Raw genomic sequence first — 16,542 nt, forward strand, 5'->3', positions numbered from 1 at the left:
GGTGTCCGTGTTTCGGGGTGGGCCGGTTTCGCGACGACGACGCGTCGGCCCGTAATGAACGGGCCGAGGAGGGCCGGGTGACGACCTATGACGATCGTGCGAGCCACGGGGGCACCCCCACCCGAGTGAATTCGGGGGCGGGGGAAGATCTGACCGCCACGGTGGAGCGGGTGCGCGCTTCGGTGGAAGGCGTGATCGAGGGCAAGCCCGAGGTCGTACGGCTCGCGCTGACCGTGCTGCTCGCCGAGGGCCACCTGCTGATCGAGGACGTCCCCGGGGTGGGCAAGACGATGCTCGCCAAGGCGCTGGCGCGGTCCATCGACTGCTCGGTGCGGCGCATCCAGTTCACCCCGGACCTGCTGCCCTCGGACATCACCGGTGTGTCGATCTGGGACCAGCAGCGCCGGGACTTCGAGTTCAAGCCGGGCGCCATCTTCGCGCAGATCGTGATCGGCGACGAGATCAACCGCGCCTCGCCCAAGACCCAGTCCGCGCTGCTGGAGTCCATGGAGGAACGGCAGGTCACCATCGACGGGCAGACGTACGAACTGCCCAGCCCCTTCATGGTGGTGGCCACCCAGAACCCGGTCGAGATGGAGGGCACCTACCCGCTGCCCGAGGCCCAGCGCGACCGCTTCATGGCCCGGGTCTCCGTCGGTTACCCGAGCGTCGAGGCCGAACTGCGGATGCTGGACGTCCACGGCGGGGTCAGCCCCCTGGAGGACCTCCAGCCGGTGGCGCACGCGCACGAGATCGTGAAACTGGTCGAGGCCGTGCGCGGGGTGCACGTCTCCGAGCCGGTCCGGCGGTACGCGGTCGAGCTGGTCGCCGCCACCCGCACCCACCCCGACCTCAGACTCGGCGCCTCCCCGCGCGCGACGCTGCACCTGCTGCGCGCGGCGAAGGCGTCCGCGGCCCTGGCCGGCCGGGAGTACGCGCTGCCGGACGACGTCCAGGCGCTCGCCACCGCCGTCCTCGCCCACCGCCTGCTGCCGACCGCCCAGGCCCAGCTCAACCGCCGTACGGCCGAGCAGGTCGTGCTGGAGATCCTGCAGCACACACCGGTGCCCGCGGCCCCGGGCCGGCAGAGCGGCTTCGGCGGCGTGGGCCGGACCATCCCGGCCTATCCCCAGCAGCCGCCGCGGAGTCTGTGATGAGTTCCGGGGGGCCCGCTCCGGCCGGCCCCGACCGCGGGGAGACCAGCGGGGTGCGTACGGCCCTGGCGGGTCTCACCACCCGGGGCCGCTCCTTCCTCGCGGCCGGGATCGCCGCCGCGGTCTGTTCGTTCGTGCTGGGTCTGAGCGAACTGCTGCGGGTCGGCCTGCTGCTCGCCGTACTGCCCCTGATCTGCGCGGCCGTGCTGTACCGCACCCGCTACCGGGTGGCCGCGAGCCGCCGCCTCGCCCCCGCGCGCGTCCCGGCCGGCAGCGAGGCCCGGGTGCACCTGAGCATGGACAACGTCTCCCGGCTGCCGACCGGTCTGCTGATGCTCCAGGACCGGGTGCCCTACGTCCTGGGGCCGCGGCCCCGGTTCGTGCTGGACCGGGTCGAGCCGGGCGGTCGCCGCGAGGTCTCCTACCGGGTCCGCTCGGACCTGCGGGGCCGCTATCCGCTGGGTCCGCTCCAGCTGCGGCTGACGGACCCCTTCGGCATGTGCGAGCTGACCCGCTCCTTCTCGACGTACGACACCCTGACGGTGATCCCGCGCGTGGAGCCGCTGGCCCCGGTCCGCTTCGCCGGCGAGGCCCAGGGGTACGGCGACGGGCGGCAGCGCTCGCCGGCCCTGGCCGGCGAGGACGACGTGATCCCGCGCGGATACCGCTACGGCGACGATCTGCGCCGGGTGCACTGGCGGTCCACCGCCCGCTACGGCGAGCTGATGGTGCGCCGAGAGGAGCAGCCCCGGCGCTCCCGGTGCACGGTCCTCCTGGACACCCGCGGCGGTGCCTACGAGGGCGCGGGCCCGGACGCGGCGTTCGAGTGGGCGGTCTCCGGTGCCGCCTCGGTGCTGGCGCACATGCTGGAACGCGGCTTCTCGGTGCGGCTGCTGACCGACAGCGGCAGCGCGGTGCCCGGCGAGACCGGCGACGGCTTCGCGGGCAGCGGCCAGGAGACGGCGGACGCGGCCGGACTGTTGATGGACACCCTCGCGGTGATCGACCACTCCGACGGCACCGGGCTGTCCCAGGCCTACGACGTGTTGCGCGGCGGCAACGAGGGGCTGCTGATCGCGTTCCTGGGCGACCTGACCGAGGAGCAGGCGACGACGGTCGCCAAGATGAGCCGGCGCAGCGGCGGCGCCGTCGCCTTCGTGCTGGACCCGGACGTCTGGACGCGGGAGGCGACCGACGTGCCCCGCCCGGGCGACGGGCACGCGGAGCGGCTGCGGATGCTGCGCGAGGCGGGCTGGACGGCGCTGAGCGTGCCGCGCGGCGCCTCGCTGGACGAACTGTGGCGGCAGGCGGACCGGGAGCGCTCGGGCCTGGCCGCGGTGAACGGGGAGGCACGGGGATGAGCGGGCGGGCACGACTGGCGCTGTGCGCGGCGGCGGCCACGCTGATGGCCTCCTGCGCGCTGCTGCCCCTGGTCGCCGAGCCGACCTGGCTGCTGCAGCTGGTGCCGCTGGTGGCCGTGCAGGCGGGGGTGGGCGCGGCGGCCCGCCGGGTGCCGCTGGGCCGGCCGCTGACCGTGGCGGCGCAGGCCCTGGTGACCCTGGTGCTGCTGACCCTGGTCTTCGCCCGGCAGCACGCGATCGCCGGGCTGGTGCCCGGCCCGGACACCTTCCGGTACTTCGCCGCGCTGCTCCAGCAGGGCGCGGACGACGTCAGCCGGTACGCGATACCGGCACCGGTCACCGACGGCATCAAGCTGATGCTGATCGGCGGGGTGCTGGTCATCGGGCTGCTGGTGGACACGCTCGCGGTGACCTTCCGCAGCGCCGCCCCGGCCGGGCTGCCGCTGCTCGCGCTGTACTCGGTGGCCGCGGGGCTCTCCGACGGCGGCGCCGACTGGCTGTGGTTCCTGGTGGCGGCGGGCGGCTATCTGATGCTGCTGCTCGCGGAGGGCCGGGACCGGCTCGCCCAGTGGGGCCGGGTCTTCGGCGGCGCGCCGCGTGCCCCGGGCGCCCCGGAGGCGGGTGCCGTGGCACCGGTGCGCACGGGACGGCGGATCGGCGCGGTCGCGCTCGGCGTGGCCCTGATGGTGCCGCTCGCCCTGCCCGCGATGCACGGCGGCCTGCTGGACGCCGCCGGGACCGGCGTGGGGGCGGGAGGCGGTCACGGGGGCACGGTCTCCGCGGTCAACCCGCTGGTGTCGCTGCGCGACAACCTGAACACGAACGACGACCGCCAGGTGCTGTCCCTGCGGACCGACACGAGCGACCTCTCCGACCTGTACCTGCGGATCGTCTCCCTGGACGAGTTCGACGGCACCACCTGGACCCCGGCCCAGCGGCACATCGTCGGCGTGCCGGACCGGCTGCCCACGCCCGTCGGCCTGGGCGACGGCGTCAAGCGCGGCACCGTGCGCACCACGGTCCGGGCCTCGGACCGGTACGCCCAGAACTGGCTGCCGATGCCCTACCCGCCGAGCGGGGTGAAGGTCGGCGGCCGGTGGCGCTACGAACCCGTCGGGATGACCCTGGTCGGCGACCGCGGCCAGACCACCCGTGGCGAGACCTACCAGGTGACCAGCCTGGACGTGCGGCCGACCGCGCAGCAGCTGGCCGCCGCGCCCGAGCCGCCGGCCGCGCTGCAGGACGAGTACACCAAGGTGCCGTCCTCGCTGCCGAAGGTGGTGGAGCGGACCGCGAGGGAGATCACCGCGGGCGCCGACAACCACTACGAGGAGGCCGTGAAGCTCCAGGACTGGTTCGCCGTCACCGGGGGCTTCCAGTACGACACCTCGGTGAAGGTGGGCCGCGGTCCCGGCGCCATAGCGAACTTCCTGAAGCAGAAGGAGGGCTTCTGCGTCCACTTCTCCTTCACGATGGCGGCGATGGCCCGCACCCTCGGCATCCCGGCCCGGGTCGCGGTGGGCTTCGCGCCCGGCACCCCGCAGGCCGACGGCACGATCGCGGTGAACCAGAAGGACGCGCACGCCTGGCCCGAGCTGTACTTCGAGGGCGTGGGCTGGACCCGGTTCGAGCCGACCCCGACCCGCGGCACCACCCCGTCGTACACGCAGCCGGACACGCCCGGCAGCTCGCTGCCGGAGGAGACGCTGCCGTCCAGGGGCGCGTCCTCGGCGCCCTCGGTGGCGGCCTCGCCGAGCGAGAGCTGCGCCGCTGGGCCGCGCCGGCTGGAGGCCTGTGACAGCCCGTCCGCGGCGGCGGTCCCGCACCACGAGGACGGCGGTCCGGACTGGTGGGGCCGGTTGCTGATCGGGCTGGGCGCACTGGTGGTCCTGGCCGTGCCCCTGTCGCCGCTGCTGTGGCGGCAGCGGGTGCGCGCGCTGCGTCTGGGCGGGCACGCCCGGACGGCGGAGGGGGCGGCGGCGCACACCCTGGCGGCCTGGCAGGAGCTGACGGACAGCGCCTGGGACCACGGCATCACCCCGGACGAGTCGCTGACCCCGCGCAAGGCCGCCGACCGGATCGTCCGGCTCGGCCGTCTCGATCCGGCCGCCGGCGGCGCCGTGCACCGGGTGGCGGACGCGGTGGAGCAGGTGCTCTACGCGCCCCGGCCGCACCCGGCGGCGGGAGCGGCCGAGGATGTGCGCCGGGTGGCCGAGGGGCTGCGGGCCACGGTGGGCACCGGGACACGGCTGCGGGCGCTGTTCCTGCCCCGCTCCTCGGTCCGGGTGCTGTGGGCGGTGTCGGCCCGCTGGTCGGCGCTGCGAGCCCGGGTCGCGGCGGCCCGCCCGGCGCTGCGCCGGCCGTCGAGGCAGCAGGGCTGAGCGTCCGGCGGCTGGGCTGAGCGTCGGGGCGGCAGGGCTCAGGGGCGGGGACAGCTGGGCTGACGGCACGCGTGAGGGGCGGCCACCATCCGGTGGCCGCCCCTCACGTGTGTCCGCTGCGGCGGGGGCCCGCCGCTGTGGCCCGGCGCGGGAAGGCGCCGTGCGGTCGGTGCCCCCGTTCAGGGCCCTTGTTCAGTGTCCCTGTTCGTCCCGGCGACGCTGCCAGCGCTGCTCGATGCGGTCCATCACGGAGCGCTTCGGACGCGGCTGGTGGCGCACCGCGCCCGGGGGTTGCTCCCCCGGCTTCGGGGCCTTGCGCCAGCCGGTGACGGCGAGCACGGCACAGCCGAGCATGACGAGGAAACCGACCACGCTGACCCAGATCAGCTGCGCGACCATTCCGGCCATGAGGAGCGCGATACCCGCGAGGAAGCCTGCGACCGCCTGGTAGACCCGCCGCCGGGTGTACGTCCGCAGCCCGTTTCCCTCAAGCGCCGACGCGAACTTGGGGTCTTCGGCGTACAGCGCTCGCTCCATCTGCTCAAGCATTCGCTGCTCGTGCTCAGAGAGCGGCACGGAGTCCTCCTCATCGTGCAGTCGCCGGGGGCGACCCGGGGGGTCCCTTCAGGATAGGCAGGGAATCGCCCCCGTGAAACCCGCCCCTCTACGCCAACTGGCCAACCGGAATCCGTCATGGCCGTCCCGGCTCGCTGAGGCTTCCATTCCCCGGCAGCCGACCCGTCATGCCGGGTGGTGCACCTCGATCATACGGCGCAAACCCCTCGATCGGGGGGCTTGTGGCGTACTCCATCCGCGGCCGAGGCGCTGATCAGCGGCTTGTCCCGGTGGTGCGCCCGGGTGCCGGTGAGGCGCTCAGGCCCCGGCGGCACCGGCCGTCTCACCGAGCACGTGCAGCTGGGTGGCGACGGAGTGGAACGCGGGCAGCTCGGCCGCCGCGGCCTCCAGCTTCAGCAGGGCGTCGAGGGCGCCGGGCTCGGTGTCCACCAGGACGCCGGGCACCAGGTCGGCGAAGACCCGCACGCCGTGCACCGCGCCGACGCGCAGACCGGCGCCCTCGACGAGCGCGGTGAGCTGCTCGGCGGTGAAGCGGCGGGGCATCGGGTCGCCGGCACCCCAGCGGCCGTCGGGGTCCTGGAGGGCCTGCCGGGCCTCGGTGAAGTGGCCGGCGAGGGCGCGGGCGAGCACGGCACCGCCGAGGCCGGCGGCGAGCAGGCTCAGGACGCCTTCGGAGCGCAGTGCGGCGACCGCGTTGCGGATGCCCTCGGCCGGGTCGTCCACGTACTCCAGGACGCCGTGGCACAGTACGGCGTCGTAGCCACCGCGCTCGACCACGTCGAACAGGCCGTGCGCGTCGCCCTGGACGCCCTTGACCCGGTCGGCGACGTCGGCCTCGGCGGCGCGGCGCTCCAGCGCGAACAGGGCGTTGGGGCTGGGGTCGACCACGGTGACCCGGTGGCCGAGGCGGGCGACGGGCACGGCGAAGTTGCCGCTGCCGCCTCCGGTGTCGAGGACGTCCAGCGATTCCCGGCCCGTGGCCTTGACCCGGCGGTCGAGGGCGTCCTGCAGGACGTCCCAGACCACGGCGTTGCGCAGTGAGGCGCGGGATCGAGGGGCGTCGGAGCGCGGCGACGTCGGTCGGGGGTGGTGGGAGACGGGTGGGCGCGTCGGGTCCGACACGGTAGTTGACTCCTCGGCAGGGTGGAACGTCAGGCGAAGCCCACCCTATTGCCTCCGTGCCCCGCCCGGTCACTGCGACGGTGTACCGGGGGGTTCCGCTGCCGGCCGGCGCGCCCTGCCCGGTCAGCCCGCGTCCGGCAGGTCGCCTCCCGTCCCCGGGCGGGCACCGTCCGTGTCGGAGCCGGAGCCGGAACCCGCGCCGGCGCCGGTGCCGGCGGCGCCGTCCTGACGGGGCTGCGGCAGGACCGGCTGGAGGACGAGCATCCGCTCCACGAGGCGCAGGAACATCGCCACGTCCCGTATCAGGTCGTCGGCGTCCCGCTGTCCGGCCGCGCCCTGGATGCCCGCCTCGGCGCGGGCGCGACGGGCGGCGCCGGAGGCGAACAGCGCGCTCCACTCGGTCAGCTCCGGGGCGATCTCGGGCAGCACCTCCCAGGCGCTGCGGATCCGGGCCCTGCGGCGCGGGGTGGTCTCGGGCCGGCCGCGGGCGGCGAGGACGGCGGCGGCGGTGCGCAGGGCGGCCAGGTGGGCCGTCGCATAGCGCTCGTTGGGTGTGTCCAGGACAGTGGCCTCCTCCAGTCCGGCGCGCGCCTGGGCGAGCAGGTCGAGGGCGGCGGGCGGGGCCGTGGCCCGGCGGAGCACGGGGTGCACGTCGCTCGCCGGACCGGTCAGTGAGGGGGCAGGGCCGGTGGCGCGGCGCCGGCGGGCGGCGGCTGCGGACGAGTGGGCCATGACGAACCTCCTGTCGTCTGGGTGACGGCATGAATGCCGTATGTGCCCATCGTGCGGTATGCCACTGACAATCCGTTCTGACCTGGGCCTTTGCCTCGATCGTGGGTTCGGGCGTATTTTTGCACTGACCAGTCAGTTCAAATTGTGCGCAGGGGGCTCAGTGGACGGCACGGGCGGGGCGGACGCCGCGGTCGGCGCGGACGTCAGGGCCGAGGGCCTCGGGCTCAGGGGGCCACGGGGGTGGGCCTTCCGCGGGGTGACCGTGGACGCGGAGCCCGGCTCACTGATCGCGATCGAGGGGCCGTCCGGCTCCGGCCGCACGTGTCTGCTGCTCGCACTCACGGGACGGATGAAGCCCACCGAAGGAGTGGCCGCGATCGGCGGGTTCAAACTCCCCCGGCACATGGCGGCCCTGCGCCGCGTCAGCGCGGTGGCGAACGTGACCGGCGTGACCGACCTGGAGCCGGCCCTGACCGTCGGCGAGCACCTGCGCGAACGGGCCCTGCTGCAGCGCCGGTTCGGCGACTCCCTGCGCGAGCTGCTGCGGCCCCGCGCCCAGCGTGTGCACGAGGCGCGGCTGCGGGTCGACGCGGCTCTGGCCGCCGCGGGGCTGGACCTGGAGACCCTCCCGAAGGGGTCCCGGACCGCGGTACGTGATCTGGAGCGGCCGCAGGAGCTGCGGCTCTCCCTCGCGCTGGCCCTGCTCGGCCGGCCCCGGCTGCTCGGTGTGGACGACGTCGACATGAAGCTCTCGGACGACGAACGCGCCGGGTTGTGGGACGTGTTGCGCTCCCTCACGCGCGCGGGGACGACGGTCGTGGCCGTCTGCCGCACCGCGCCCCGGGACTGCGTCGCCGTGGCGACGGCGTCGGAGACGACCGGGCCGGGGCAGGAGGAGGAACCGGAGCCGGAACGGGACCCGGGGAAGCGGCACGGGGGGCAGCGGGAGAAGCAGGAAGAGAAGCGGGAAGAGGAGCAGGAACAGAAGGGGGAGGAGACCGGCGATGCGCTCACCGAGGCTGGCCGCGCTTGAGCTGAGGCGCTTCGGGCGCGGCAGGCTGCCGCGCGCCGCGCTGGTCGCGCTGCTCGTGCTGCCCCTGCTGTACGGCGCCCTGTACCTGTGGTCCTTCTGGGACCCGTACGGCCGTCTGGACCGGATCCCGGTGGCCCTGGTGAACGACGACAAGGGCGCCACGGCGGGCGGGAAGAAGATCACCGCCGGGGACGACATCGTGGACGGGCTGCGCGACAGCCGGACCTTCGCGTGGCACGAGGTGAGCGACGAGGAGGCCCGCGCGGGCGTCGAGGACGGCACCTACTACCTGTCGCTGACCATGCCGGCCGACTTCAGCCGTCGTATCGCGTCCAGCTCGGGCGACTCCCCGGAGACCGGCGCCCTCCGGGTGCGCACCAACGACGCGAACAACTACATCGTCGGCCAGATCTCCCGCACCGTCTTCAACGAGGTGCGCACGGCCGCGTCCACGAAGGCCTCCCGCACCTTCCTGGACAAGATCTTCGTGTCCTTCTCCGACATCCACGACAAGACCGTCACGGCCGCGCGGGGCGCCGACAAGCTGAACAGCGGCATCGGAAAGGCGGAGAAGGGCTCCAAAGACCTCGCGGACGGGCTGAAGGAGGCCAAGGGCGGCAGCGGCAAGCTGGCCAAGGGCCTGAAGAAGCTCGACACCGGCTCCGGTGACCTCCAGGAGGGCTCGCGGCAGGTCGCCGACGGCACCCAGGCGCTCGCCGACAAGGTCAACGGCGTCTACGCCAAGGCCGGCCCGTTCGTCCGGACCAACGAGAAGACCATCGGCGACACCGCCAGGCTGGTCTCCGACTCGGCCAAGGCGGTCAAGGACAACCTCGACGTGCTGGTGAAGGTGGCGCCGGGCGCCGCCAGGACCGCCCACGCGTCCGCCGCCGTCCTGGACGAGGTGTACCGGAAGCGGTGCGAGCCCGCGACCCTCCCCGACCCCGTCTGCCCGGACCTGAAGCGGGCCAGGACCGCCGCCAAGGAGGTCGCCACCGTCGCCGACGACCTCGGCACCCTCATCGCCGACCAGGACGGCGACCTGAAGACGATGCGGGCCAACCTCGGCACGCTCCAGAAGCAGGCCGACGCCCTCGCCGAGCGCGCACCGCACCTCTCCGAGGACGTCGACGACGCCGTCAAGAAGATCAACAAGCTGAACACGGGCGCGCACCGGGTCGCCGCCGGCGCCGAGAAGCTGCACACCGGACTCGGCACCGCCCATACCGGAGCGGTCACGCTCGACAAGGGCATCGGCACCGCGAAGTCGGGTGCCGAGACCCTGAACGGCGGCCTGTACAAGCTCTCCGACGGCTCCGGGAAGCTGGCCGGCGGGCTGCACTCCGGCGCGAGGAAGATCCCGGACTACGACAAGCAGGACCGCGACCGGCGCACCGGCGTGATGGCCGACCCGGTCCACCTGGCCTCCCACGACCTGCACAAGGCGCCGAACTACGGCACCGGTTTCGCCCCCTACTTCATCCCGCTGTCGCTCTGGGTGGGCGCGATGGTCGCCTACATGCTGATCCCGCCGCTCAACCGGCGCGCCCTCGCGGCCGGCTCCCCGGCCTGGCGGATCGCGTTCGCCGGCTGGCTGCCGGTGGTGGCCGTGGGCGTGCTCCAGGTGGCCGCGCTGATGGCCGTCCTGCACTGGGCGATCGGTCTGCAGATGACCCGGGCGGCCGGCACGGTGGGCTTCCTGTTCCTGGTCACGGCGTGTTTCGCGGCGATCGTGCAGTGGCTGAACGCCCGCTTCGGCGCGGCGGGCCGGATCCTGGTGCTCGCGCTGCTGATGCTGCAGCTGACCTCGGCGGGCGGCACCTACCCGGTGCAGACCAGCCCCGGCTTCTTCAACGCGATCCACCCGTACCTGCCGATGAGCTACATCGTGGAGGCGCTGCGCCGGCTGATCACGGGCGGCGGGCTCGGCCCGGTGTGGCAGGCCTGCGCCGTGCTCACCGCGTTCACCGCCGGCGCCCTCGCGCTGACCGCCCTCGCGGCCCGCCGCCGCCAGGTGTGGACGCTGGACCGGCTGCACCCGGAGCTGAGCCTGTGATCCCCGGGCCGCGTCCGCACGCGCGCGTACCTGTGAGAATCGGGGCCATGGAAAGCAGCAGCGCCAAGGCCGGCGGCAGCACGCGCCGCGAGGCCACCCGGCAGAAGCTCTACGAGGCGGCCGTCACGCTCATCGCCGAGCAGGGCTTCTCCGCGACCACGGTCGACGAGATCGCCGAGCGGGCCGGGGTCGCGAAGGGCACGGTCTACTACAACTTCGCGAGCAAGTCCGTCCTCTTCGAGGAACTGCTCAGGCACGGCGTCGGCCTGCTCACCGCCTCCCTGAGGGAGGCGGCCGAGGAAACGGCACGCGAGGGCCGCGGCAAGGTCGACGCGCTGGACGCGATGATCCGCGCGGGCCTGGTCTTCATCGACCGCTACCCGGCCTTCACCCAGCTGTACGTCGCCGAGCTGTGGCGCACCAACCGGGCCTGGCAGTCCACGCTGATGGTGGTGCGGCAGGAGGCGGTCGCGGTGGTCGAGGGGGTGCTCCGGGACGGCGTGGCGGCCGGCGAGTTCAGCGACGAGATCGACGTCCAGCTGACCGCGGCGGCACTGGTCGGCATGGTCCTGGTGGCCGCGCTGGACTGGAAGTCCTTCCAGCCCGAGCGCTCCCTGGACGACGTCCACGCGGCCCTGTCCCGGCTGCTCCAGGGACGGGTCAGCGGCACGGTCTGAGGCGGGACCGCGGAACGTACGCGGAAGGCGCCGGTCCACTGCCGGACCGGCGCCTTCCGTTTCCCCCGTACCCACCGGGCTCCCCCGTGCTCCCCCGTGAACCCGATCCACCCGGTGAGTCCCCCGTCGTTCCCCCGGTCGCCCCCGTACTTCCTTCCCGTACTCCCCCGTACGGGTTCCCCCGTGCGGACCCCCGTGGTGGTCTTCCCCCGAGGCCCCCGTGTCTCGCTTCCGCCGACGGATCGGCGGAAGGTGCGGCCGGCGGGCGGGCGCCGTTCCGCCGCCCCGTGTCGGCGGTGCCGCGCCACGCCCCCTTGCCGTGGCTCCACTCTCTCGTCCCGGCGGCCGCCGCCCCATCCGCGCACCTACTCATCTCGCCGTCTGAGTACGCGTACTCAGCCGTACGCGCGCGTGCCCACGACGGCGGCCCGCCGGCTGGCTACGATCGCGTCCGTGTCCGTACTCCCCCTGGTCTTCACCAGCGGCTGGGCCAGCGGCGTCAACGCCTATGCGGTGGTGCTGCTGCTCGGCCTCTTCGGCGTGACGGGAGTCGGCGACGACATCCCGCAGACCCTCCAGCGCCCCGAGGTGCTGATCGTGGCGGCGGTGCTGTTCCTGTGCGAGGCGGTCGCCGACAAGATCCCGTACGTCGACTCGCTGTGGGACTCCGTGCACACGGTGGTCCGCCCGCTCGCCGGAGCCTGGGTGGGGGCGCTGCTCGCCGGGCAGAGCGGCTCGCTCTCCGACGTGGCGGCCGGTCTGATCGGCGGGTCGACGGCGCTGGCCAGCCACACCGTCAAGGCCGGGACCCGGATGGCCGTCAACACCTCGCCGGAGCCGTTCAGCAACCTCGCGCTGAGCGTCGCCGAGGACCTCGGGGTCGGCGGTGTCGTCGCGTTCGCGATGTTCCATCCGCTGGCGGCGGCGGTCGTCGCGGCCGTGCTGCTGGCCGGCGGGCTGCTGATGCTGCTGTTCCTGGCCTCGCGCATCCGGCGCTTCCTGCGCCGCCGGGCCCAGCGCCGGGAGGAGCGGCGCCTGGCCTCGCGGGGCCCCTGACCCGCGCCGCGGGCCGCCCGGCGGCCGGGGTGTCGGTGGCGGTCGATAAAGTCGCTGGCATGGCACGGATTGCGGTGATCGGCGCCGGGATGGGCGCGATGGCGGCTGCCGCCCGGCTGGCCGTCGCGGGCCACCGGGTGGTGGTGTACGAGCGTACGGAGACGTACGGCGGTGCGGTGCGCCGGTTCGAGCGGGAGGGCTTCCGCTTCGACACGGGCCCGGGACTGCTGACGCTGCCCGCCGTGTACCGCGACCTGTTCGTCAAGACCGGCAAGGAGGCGCTGGAGGACCGCGTCGAGCTGGTCCAGGTCGACCCGTCCGCACGGCACGTCTTCGCGGACGGCACCGAGGTGTCCCTGCCCAACGCCTCCCGCGCGGGGGTCGTCGCGGCGCTCGACGAGGCGCTGGGCGCGGGGGCGGGCGAGCGCTGGGGCGACTTCCTGGTGCGGGCCCGCGAGGCATGGGACCGCACCCGCCGGCCGCTGCTGGAGGAGCCGCTGTGGCCCAACTGGGACGTGCTGCTCACGAAGGAGCCGTACCCGGGCACCTCGTACAAGCGGCTGCTGCGCACTCACCGCGTGGTCAAGCTGTTCGAGATCTGCAGGCGGGAGCTGCGCGACGACCGGCTGGCCCAGCTGCTCGACGGGTACGCGCTCGCGTACGGCGTCGACGCAGGGACCGCTCCGGCGAGCGCGGCCGTGCTGCCCTACATGGAGCACGCCTTCGGCACCTGGTACGTGCGCGGCGGAGTCCGCGAGCTGGCGCGCGCGGTGTACGAGCGGTGCCTGCAGCGCCGGGTCGAGTTCGTCTTCGGCGCCGATGTCACCCGGATCCTGGTGGAGGACGGCCGGGCGGCGGGAGTGGAGCTGGCCGGGGGCACGGCGGCCGAGGCGGACTTCGTCGTCGGCGCGGGGCCGTGGCGGCTGCGCGGCCTGGTCCCGGGCGGCGAGGTGTACGGCGCGCGGGACGTGCCCCCGGACCCGGAGGACCGCCACCCGGGCCGCGTCGTCGTGTGTCTGGCGCTGCGCGGGGCGCGGGAGCCCGGTGCCGTGCACCGCACGGTGGTGCACACGGCCGACGCCGACGGGGATCTGGACCTGTTCCGGCACGGGGTGGTGCCCGACGTCCCGCAGGTCGTCGTGGACCGGCCGGACGACCCTTCGCTGCGGCCCGACGGGGACCACGAGTCCCTGGTGCTGACGGCCACCGTGCCGTCGGCCACGGAGTTCGACTGGGCGGCGCCGGGGGCCGCCGACACCTTCGCGGACCGGATGGTCGCCGCCGCCGAGCGCGCCGTGCCGGGGCTGCGCGAGCGGGTCCTGTGGCGCGAGGTCCGCACCCCGCTGGACACCGAGCGGGAGACGGGCGCCACAGGAGGCGCGGTTCCGCCGCCCGCGCTGGCGGGGCCGGAGGGTGTGCTGCATCCGGCCAACACCACGGCGGTTCCGGGCCTGTTCACGGCCGGCGGCTGGTCCCACCCCGGGGGCGGCCTGCCGCACGCCGGTATGTCGGGCGCGCTGGTGGCCGGGCTGATCGTGGAGGGCCCGGGGTTCCGCGGCTCACGGTGACTCAGAAGCGGTACTGCTCGTCGTACCCGGCCCCGGGCTGCGGCTGCGGGCCGCCCGGCTGGTGCGGGTACGGCTGCTCCTGCGGGAGTTCGCCGCCGTAGGTCTCGTCGGTGCGCTGCTGCGGCACCCACACCCCGCCGGCCGGCGTCTCGCCGTAACCACCGGTGGCGTACGGGTCCTGGGCGTAGCCCTGCTGCTGCCCGTACTGCTGGCCGTACGCCGGGTCGTAGGAGCCGTAGGACTGGCTGCCGATGTACGGGTCGGAGTAGTTGGCGTAGCCCTGCTGGCCCGCGACGTCGTAGCCGTAGCCCTGCTGGCCGTAGCCCGAGTAGTCGTAGGCGTGGCTCTGCTGGGCGGAGTGCGCGGGGGCTGCGGTGTCGCCGTAGACACCGTAGGAACCGGTGTCCTCGGGGAGGGGCCGGGGCTCGTAGACGGCGGTGGTCTCGGCGGCGGTCGGCTCGGCGGTGCGGGCGGCGGACGGGGTGAAGACGTCGTCGCGGTCGTAGTCGTCGTAGTCGCCATGGTCGCCGTCGAAGTCGCCGTGCGTCCGGGCGGAGCCGTAGCCGCCGTGGTCACCGGCCTGCTCGTCGTCGGGCCCGGCGGGCTCCGGGGCGGGGCCCTGCGGGACGGGATCGTGGCGGTCGGCCCGGCCACGGCGGCGTTTGGGGCCGCCGGCGGCCTCGGGGCCGGGCCGCTTGACGGCCCAGCCGGACGCGAAGCCGCGGCGGAACGACAGCGTCACGTAGGTCTGGCCGACCGCGAAGGCGATCGCGCCCAGCCCGATCACGACGACGGACGGCATCAGCACGCCCAGCACCACGCCGACGAACCCGGCGAAGGCGAGCAGACGCCAGCGCAACCGCGCCTTGTACTGCAGCAGTACCTCGCCCAGCAACCACAGCGCGACGACACCGAACGCGATGTAGAGGACCGTCCAGCCCATGTACGCCCCTCTCCCAGTGACCGCTACGCAGTGTGTCGTACCGCGGTGCGGACGGTCTAGGCCTGCGGGGGGTGGTGCAGGCCCAGGTTCTCGTAGATTTCCAGGGTCGCCGTGGAGCTGTTGAGCGTGATGAAGTGCAGTCCGGGCACTCCCTCGGCCAGCAGCCGAGCGCAGAACTCCGTGGCGAACTCGATACCGATGGAGCGTACCGCCGCCGGATCGTCCTTCGCTGTGAGGATCCGCTCTTTCAGGGCGTCCGGGACATGGGCGTTGCTGAGCTTCGGCAACCGTTCCAGCATCTTCACGCTGGTGACCGGCAGTACCTCCGGGATGACGGGGGTGTCACAGCCCGCTGCGGCCACGCGGTCGCGCAGCCGCAGATACGACTCCGGCCGGAAGAACATCTGTGTGATGGCGTAGTCGGCGCCCGCACGGCACTTGTCCACGAAGCGGGCGACGTCGGTGTCCCAGTCCGAGGAGCGCGGGTGCATCTCCGGGAACGCGGCGACACCCACGCAGAAGTCGCCCGACTCCTTGATGAGCCGGACGAGTTCGGCCGCGTAGGTCAGGCCCCGGGGGTGCGCCACCCACTCACCCATCGGGTCGCCGGGCGGGTCGCCGCGCACGGCGAGCATGTTGCGGATGCCGGCGTCCGCGTACTGGCCGATGATGTTGCGCAGCTCGGCGATGGAGTGGTCGACCGCGGTGAGGTGGGCGACCGGGGTCAGCGTGGTGTCCGCGACGATCTGCTGGGTCTCCTTGACCGTGCCCGCGCGGGTCGAGCCGCCCGCGCCGTAGGTCACGGAGACGAAGTCGGGGGCGACCGCCTCGACCCGCCGGAGCGCGCTCCACAGGTTCCGCTCGCCCTTGGGGGTCTTCGGCGCCGAGAACTCGAAGGAGTACGTCGTCTTGCCGGTGGCGAGCATGTCGCGCACGGTGCGTGCGCGATCAGTCCTGGTGGATGCGGTTCCGAGGGCCATACCGGCAGGTTAGCCAGGGGTGGGCGGTCCCCCAACCGCACATCGGAAATTTGCCCGAATTGCCGGATTCCTGTCCAGCAGGTGGACAGAACGGCGCTAGCGGGCGTCGCGCAGCCGCTTCGCGAACTCCGCCGCCGCCTCGGCCGGGTCGTCCGCCTCGGTGATCGCGCGGACCACGACCACCCGGCGGGCGCCGGCGTCCAGCACCTGGTCCAGGGTGCCGAGGTCGATGCCGCCGATGGCGAACCAGGGGCGGTCGGTACCGAGGGCCGCCGTGTGACGGACCAGGTCCAGGCCGGGGGCGTGGCGGCCGGGCTTGGTGGGGGTGGGCCAGCAGGGGCCGGTGCAGAAGTAGTCCACGCCCTCCTGGACGGCGGCGGCCTCGGCCTCGGCCGCGGAGTGCGTGGAACGGCCTATGAGGACGTCGTCGCCGAGGACGGCGCGGGCCGCGGGGACCGGGAGGTCGCCCTGGCCGAGGTGGAGCACGGCGGCACCGTGGGGGTGCGCGGCCCGGGAGGCGTGCGCGACGTCGGCCCGGTCGTTGACCGCGAGCAGCTTGCCGTGCCGGGCGCAGGCGTCGGCGAAGACCTCCAGGTGCTCCAGCTCCTCGGCGGCCTCCATGCCCTTGTCGCGCAGCTGCACGATGTCGACACCGCCGGCCAGGACCGCGTCCAGGAACTCGGGCAGATCGCCCTGGCGCCTGCGGGCGTCCGTGCAGAGGTAGAGGCGGGCGCCGTCGAGCGCGGCGCGGGCGGTGTCGGACATGCGTGGGCCCCCCGTGGTCGGTGGTCGGTGTCCCTGGCGGTGATCGTCGGTGGTCGGCGGTGGGGGGGGGGGGGGGGGGCCCCACCCCCCCCCCCCCGCCGAAGCGGGCCCCCCAACCAAAAACCCCGGAGAGCCACT

General features: G+C 74.0%; 14 protein-coding genes. 8 read left to right on the top strand and 6 right to left on the bottom strand.

Features of this window, described 5'->3' with window-relative positions:
- Positions 1-77 precede the first annotated feature (77 nt).
- The 3 genes from ACZ7N4_RS00760 to ACZ7N4_RS00770 are packed head-to-tail and all read left to right on the top strand — an operon-like array spanning position 78 to position 4,896.
- Positions 78-1,154 carry an AAA family ATPase gene (locus tag ACZ7N4_RS00760; RefSeq protein WP_471352243.1) on the top strand — a complete coding sequence of 359 codons (1,077 nt, stop codon included), beginning with the start codon at positions 78-80 and terminating at the stop codon, positions 1,152-1,154.
- On the top strand, positions 1,154-2,515 hold the full coding sequence (locus ACZ7N4_RS00765; protein WP_471352246.1) for a DUF58 domain-containing protein: 1,362 nt from the start codon (positions 1,154-1,156) through the stop codon (positions 2,513-2,515). The genes ACZ7N4_RS00760 and ACZ7N4_RS00765 overlap by 1 nt, the downstream gene beginning before the upstream one ends.
- Entirely contained in the window at positions 2,512-4,896 is a 2,385-nt protein-coding gene (locus tag ACZ7N4_RS00770; RefSeq protein ID WP_471352249.1) for a transglutaminase TgpA family protein, read from the top strand. Before ACZ7N4_RS00765 ends, ACZ7N4_RS00770 begins: the two co-directional genes overlap by 4 nt.
- A 192-nt stretch (positions 4,897-5,088) precedes the next feature.
- Here ACZ7N4_RS00770 and ACZ7N4_RS00775 read toward each other — a convergent pair whose 3' ends face one another.
- The 3 genes from ACZ7N4_RS00775 to ACZ7N4_RS00785 all read right to left on the bottom strand — a co-directional run bounded on the left by ACZ7N4_RS00775 (position 5,089) and on the right by ACZ7N4_RS00785 (position 7,326).
- Positions 5,089-5,472: a DUF3040 domain-containing protein gene (locus ACZ7N4_RS00775; RefSeq protein WP_189303730.1), complete on the bottom strand. Its 384-nt coding sequence runs from the start codon at positions 5,470-5,472 to the stop codon at positions 5,089-5,091.
- Positions 5,473-5,769: 297 nt separating this feature from the next.
- Positions 5,770-6,594 (bottom strand): class I SAM-dependent methyltransferase, encoded by an 825-nt coding sequence (locus ACZ7N4_RS00780; protein WP_471352252.1) that lies wholly within the window; start codon positions 6,592-6,594, stop codon positions 5,770-5,772.
- A gap of 123 nt (positions 6,595-6,717) precedes the next feature.
- Positions 6,718-7,326, bottom strand: coding sequence for an SAV_6107 family HEPN domain-containing protein (locus tag ACZ7N4_RS00785; RefSeq protein ID WP_471352255.1), 609 nt, complete (start codon positions 7,324-7,326; stop codon positions 6,718-6,720).
- Positions 7,327-7,486: 160 nt separating this feature from the next.
- Here ACZ7N4_RS00785 and ACZ7N4_RS00790 point away from each other — a divergent pair, with 160 nt between their 5' ends.
- The 5 genes from ACZ7N4_RS00790 (at position 7,487) to ACZ7N4_RS00810 (ending at position 13,716) form a co-directional block, all read left to right on the top strand.
- On the top strand, positions 7,487-8,359 hold the full coding sequence (locus tag ACZ7N4_RS00790) for an ATP-binding cassette domain-containing protein (RefSeq protein ID WP_471352258.1): 873 nt from the start codon (positions 7,487-7,489) through the stop codon (positions 8,357-8,359).
- Positions 8,331-10,415, top strand: a complete 2,085-nt coding sequence (locus ACZ7N4_RS00795) for a YhgE/Pip family protein (RefSeq protein WP_471352261.1) — start codon at positions 8,331-8,333, stop codon at positions 10,413-10,415. The genes ACZ7N4_RS00790 and ACZ7N4_RS00795 overlap by 29 nt, the downstream gene beginning before the upstream one ends.
- 47 nt (positions 10,416-10,462) lie before the next feature.
- Positions 10,463-11,092, top strand: coding sequence for a TetR/AcrR family transcriptional regulator (locus ACZ7N4_RS00800; RefSeq protein WP_471352265.1), 630 nt, complete (start codon positions 10,463-10,465; stop codon positions 11,090-11,092).
- A gap of 453 nt (positions 11,093-11,545) precedes the next feature.
- Positions 11,546-12,148: a DUF4126 domain-containing protein gene (locus ACZ7N4_RS00805; RefSeq protein ID WP_471352268.1), complete on the top strand. Its 603-nt coding sequence runs from the start codon at positions 11,546-11,548 to the stop codon at positions 12,146-12,148.
- Positions 12,149-12,207: 59 nt separating this feature from the next.
- Complete coding sequence (locus tag ACZ7N4_RS00810; protein ID WP_471352270.1) at positions 12,208-13,716, top strand: phytoene desaturase family protein; 1,509 nt, start codon at positions 12,208-12,210, stop codon at positions 13,714-13,716.
- Between the two features lies 1 nt (position 13,717).
- Here ACZ7N4_RS00810 and ACZ7N4_RS00815 read toward each other — a convergent pair whose 3' ends face one another.
- The 3 genes from ACZ7N4_RS00815 to thiE all read right to left on the bottom strand — a co-directional run bounded on the left by ACZ7N4_RS00815 (position 13,718) and on the right by thiE (position 16,404).
- Complete coding sequence (locus ACZ7N4_RS00815; RefSeq protein WP_471352273.1) at positions 13,718-14,659, bottom strand: SCO2102 family sporulation regulator; 942 nt, start codon at positions 14,657-14,659, stop codon at positions 13,718-13,720.
- A 56-nt stretch (positions 14,660-14,715) separates the two neighbouring features.
- A complete protein-coding gene (gene metF / locus ACZ7N4_RS00820) occupies positions 14,716-15,639 on the bottom strand; it encodes a methylenetetrahydrofolate reductase [NAD(P)H] (RefSeq protein ID WP_471352276.1) in 924 nt (307 codons plus the stop codon).
- A 96-nt stretch (positions 15,640-15,735) separates the two neighbouring features.
- Positions 15,736-16,404 (bottom strand): thiamine phosphate synthase, encoded by a 669-nt coding sequence (gene thiE / locus ACZ7N4_RS00825; RefSeq protein ID WP_471352279.1) that lies wholly within the window; start codon positions 16,402-16,404, stop codon positions 15,736-15,738.
- Between the last annotated feature and the right edge of the window lie 138 nt (positions 16,405-16,542).

It is taken from the genome of Streptomyces sp. NPDC107654 (assembly GCF_055639035.1).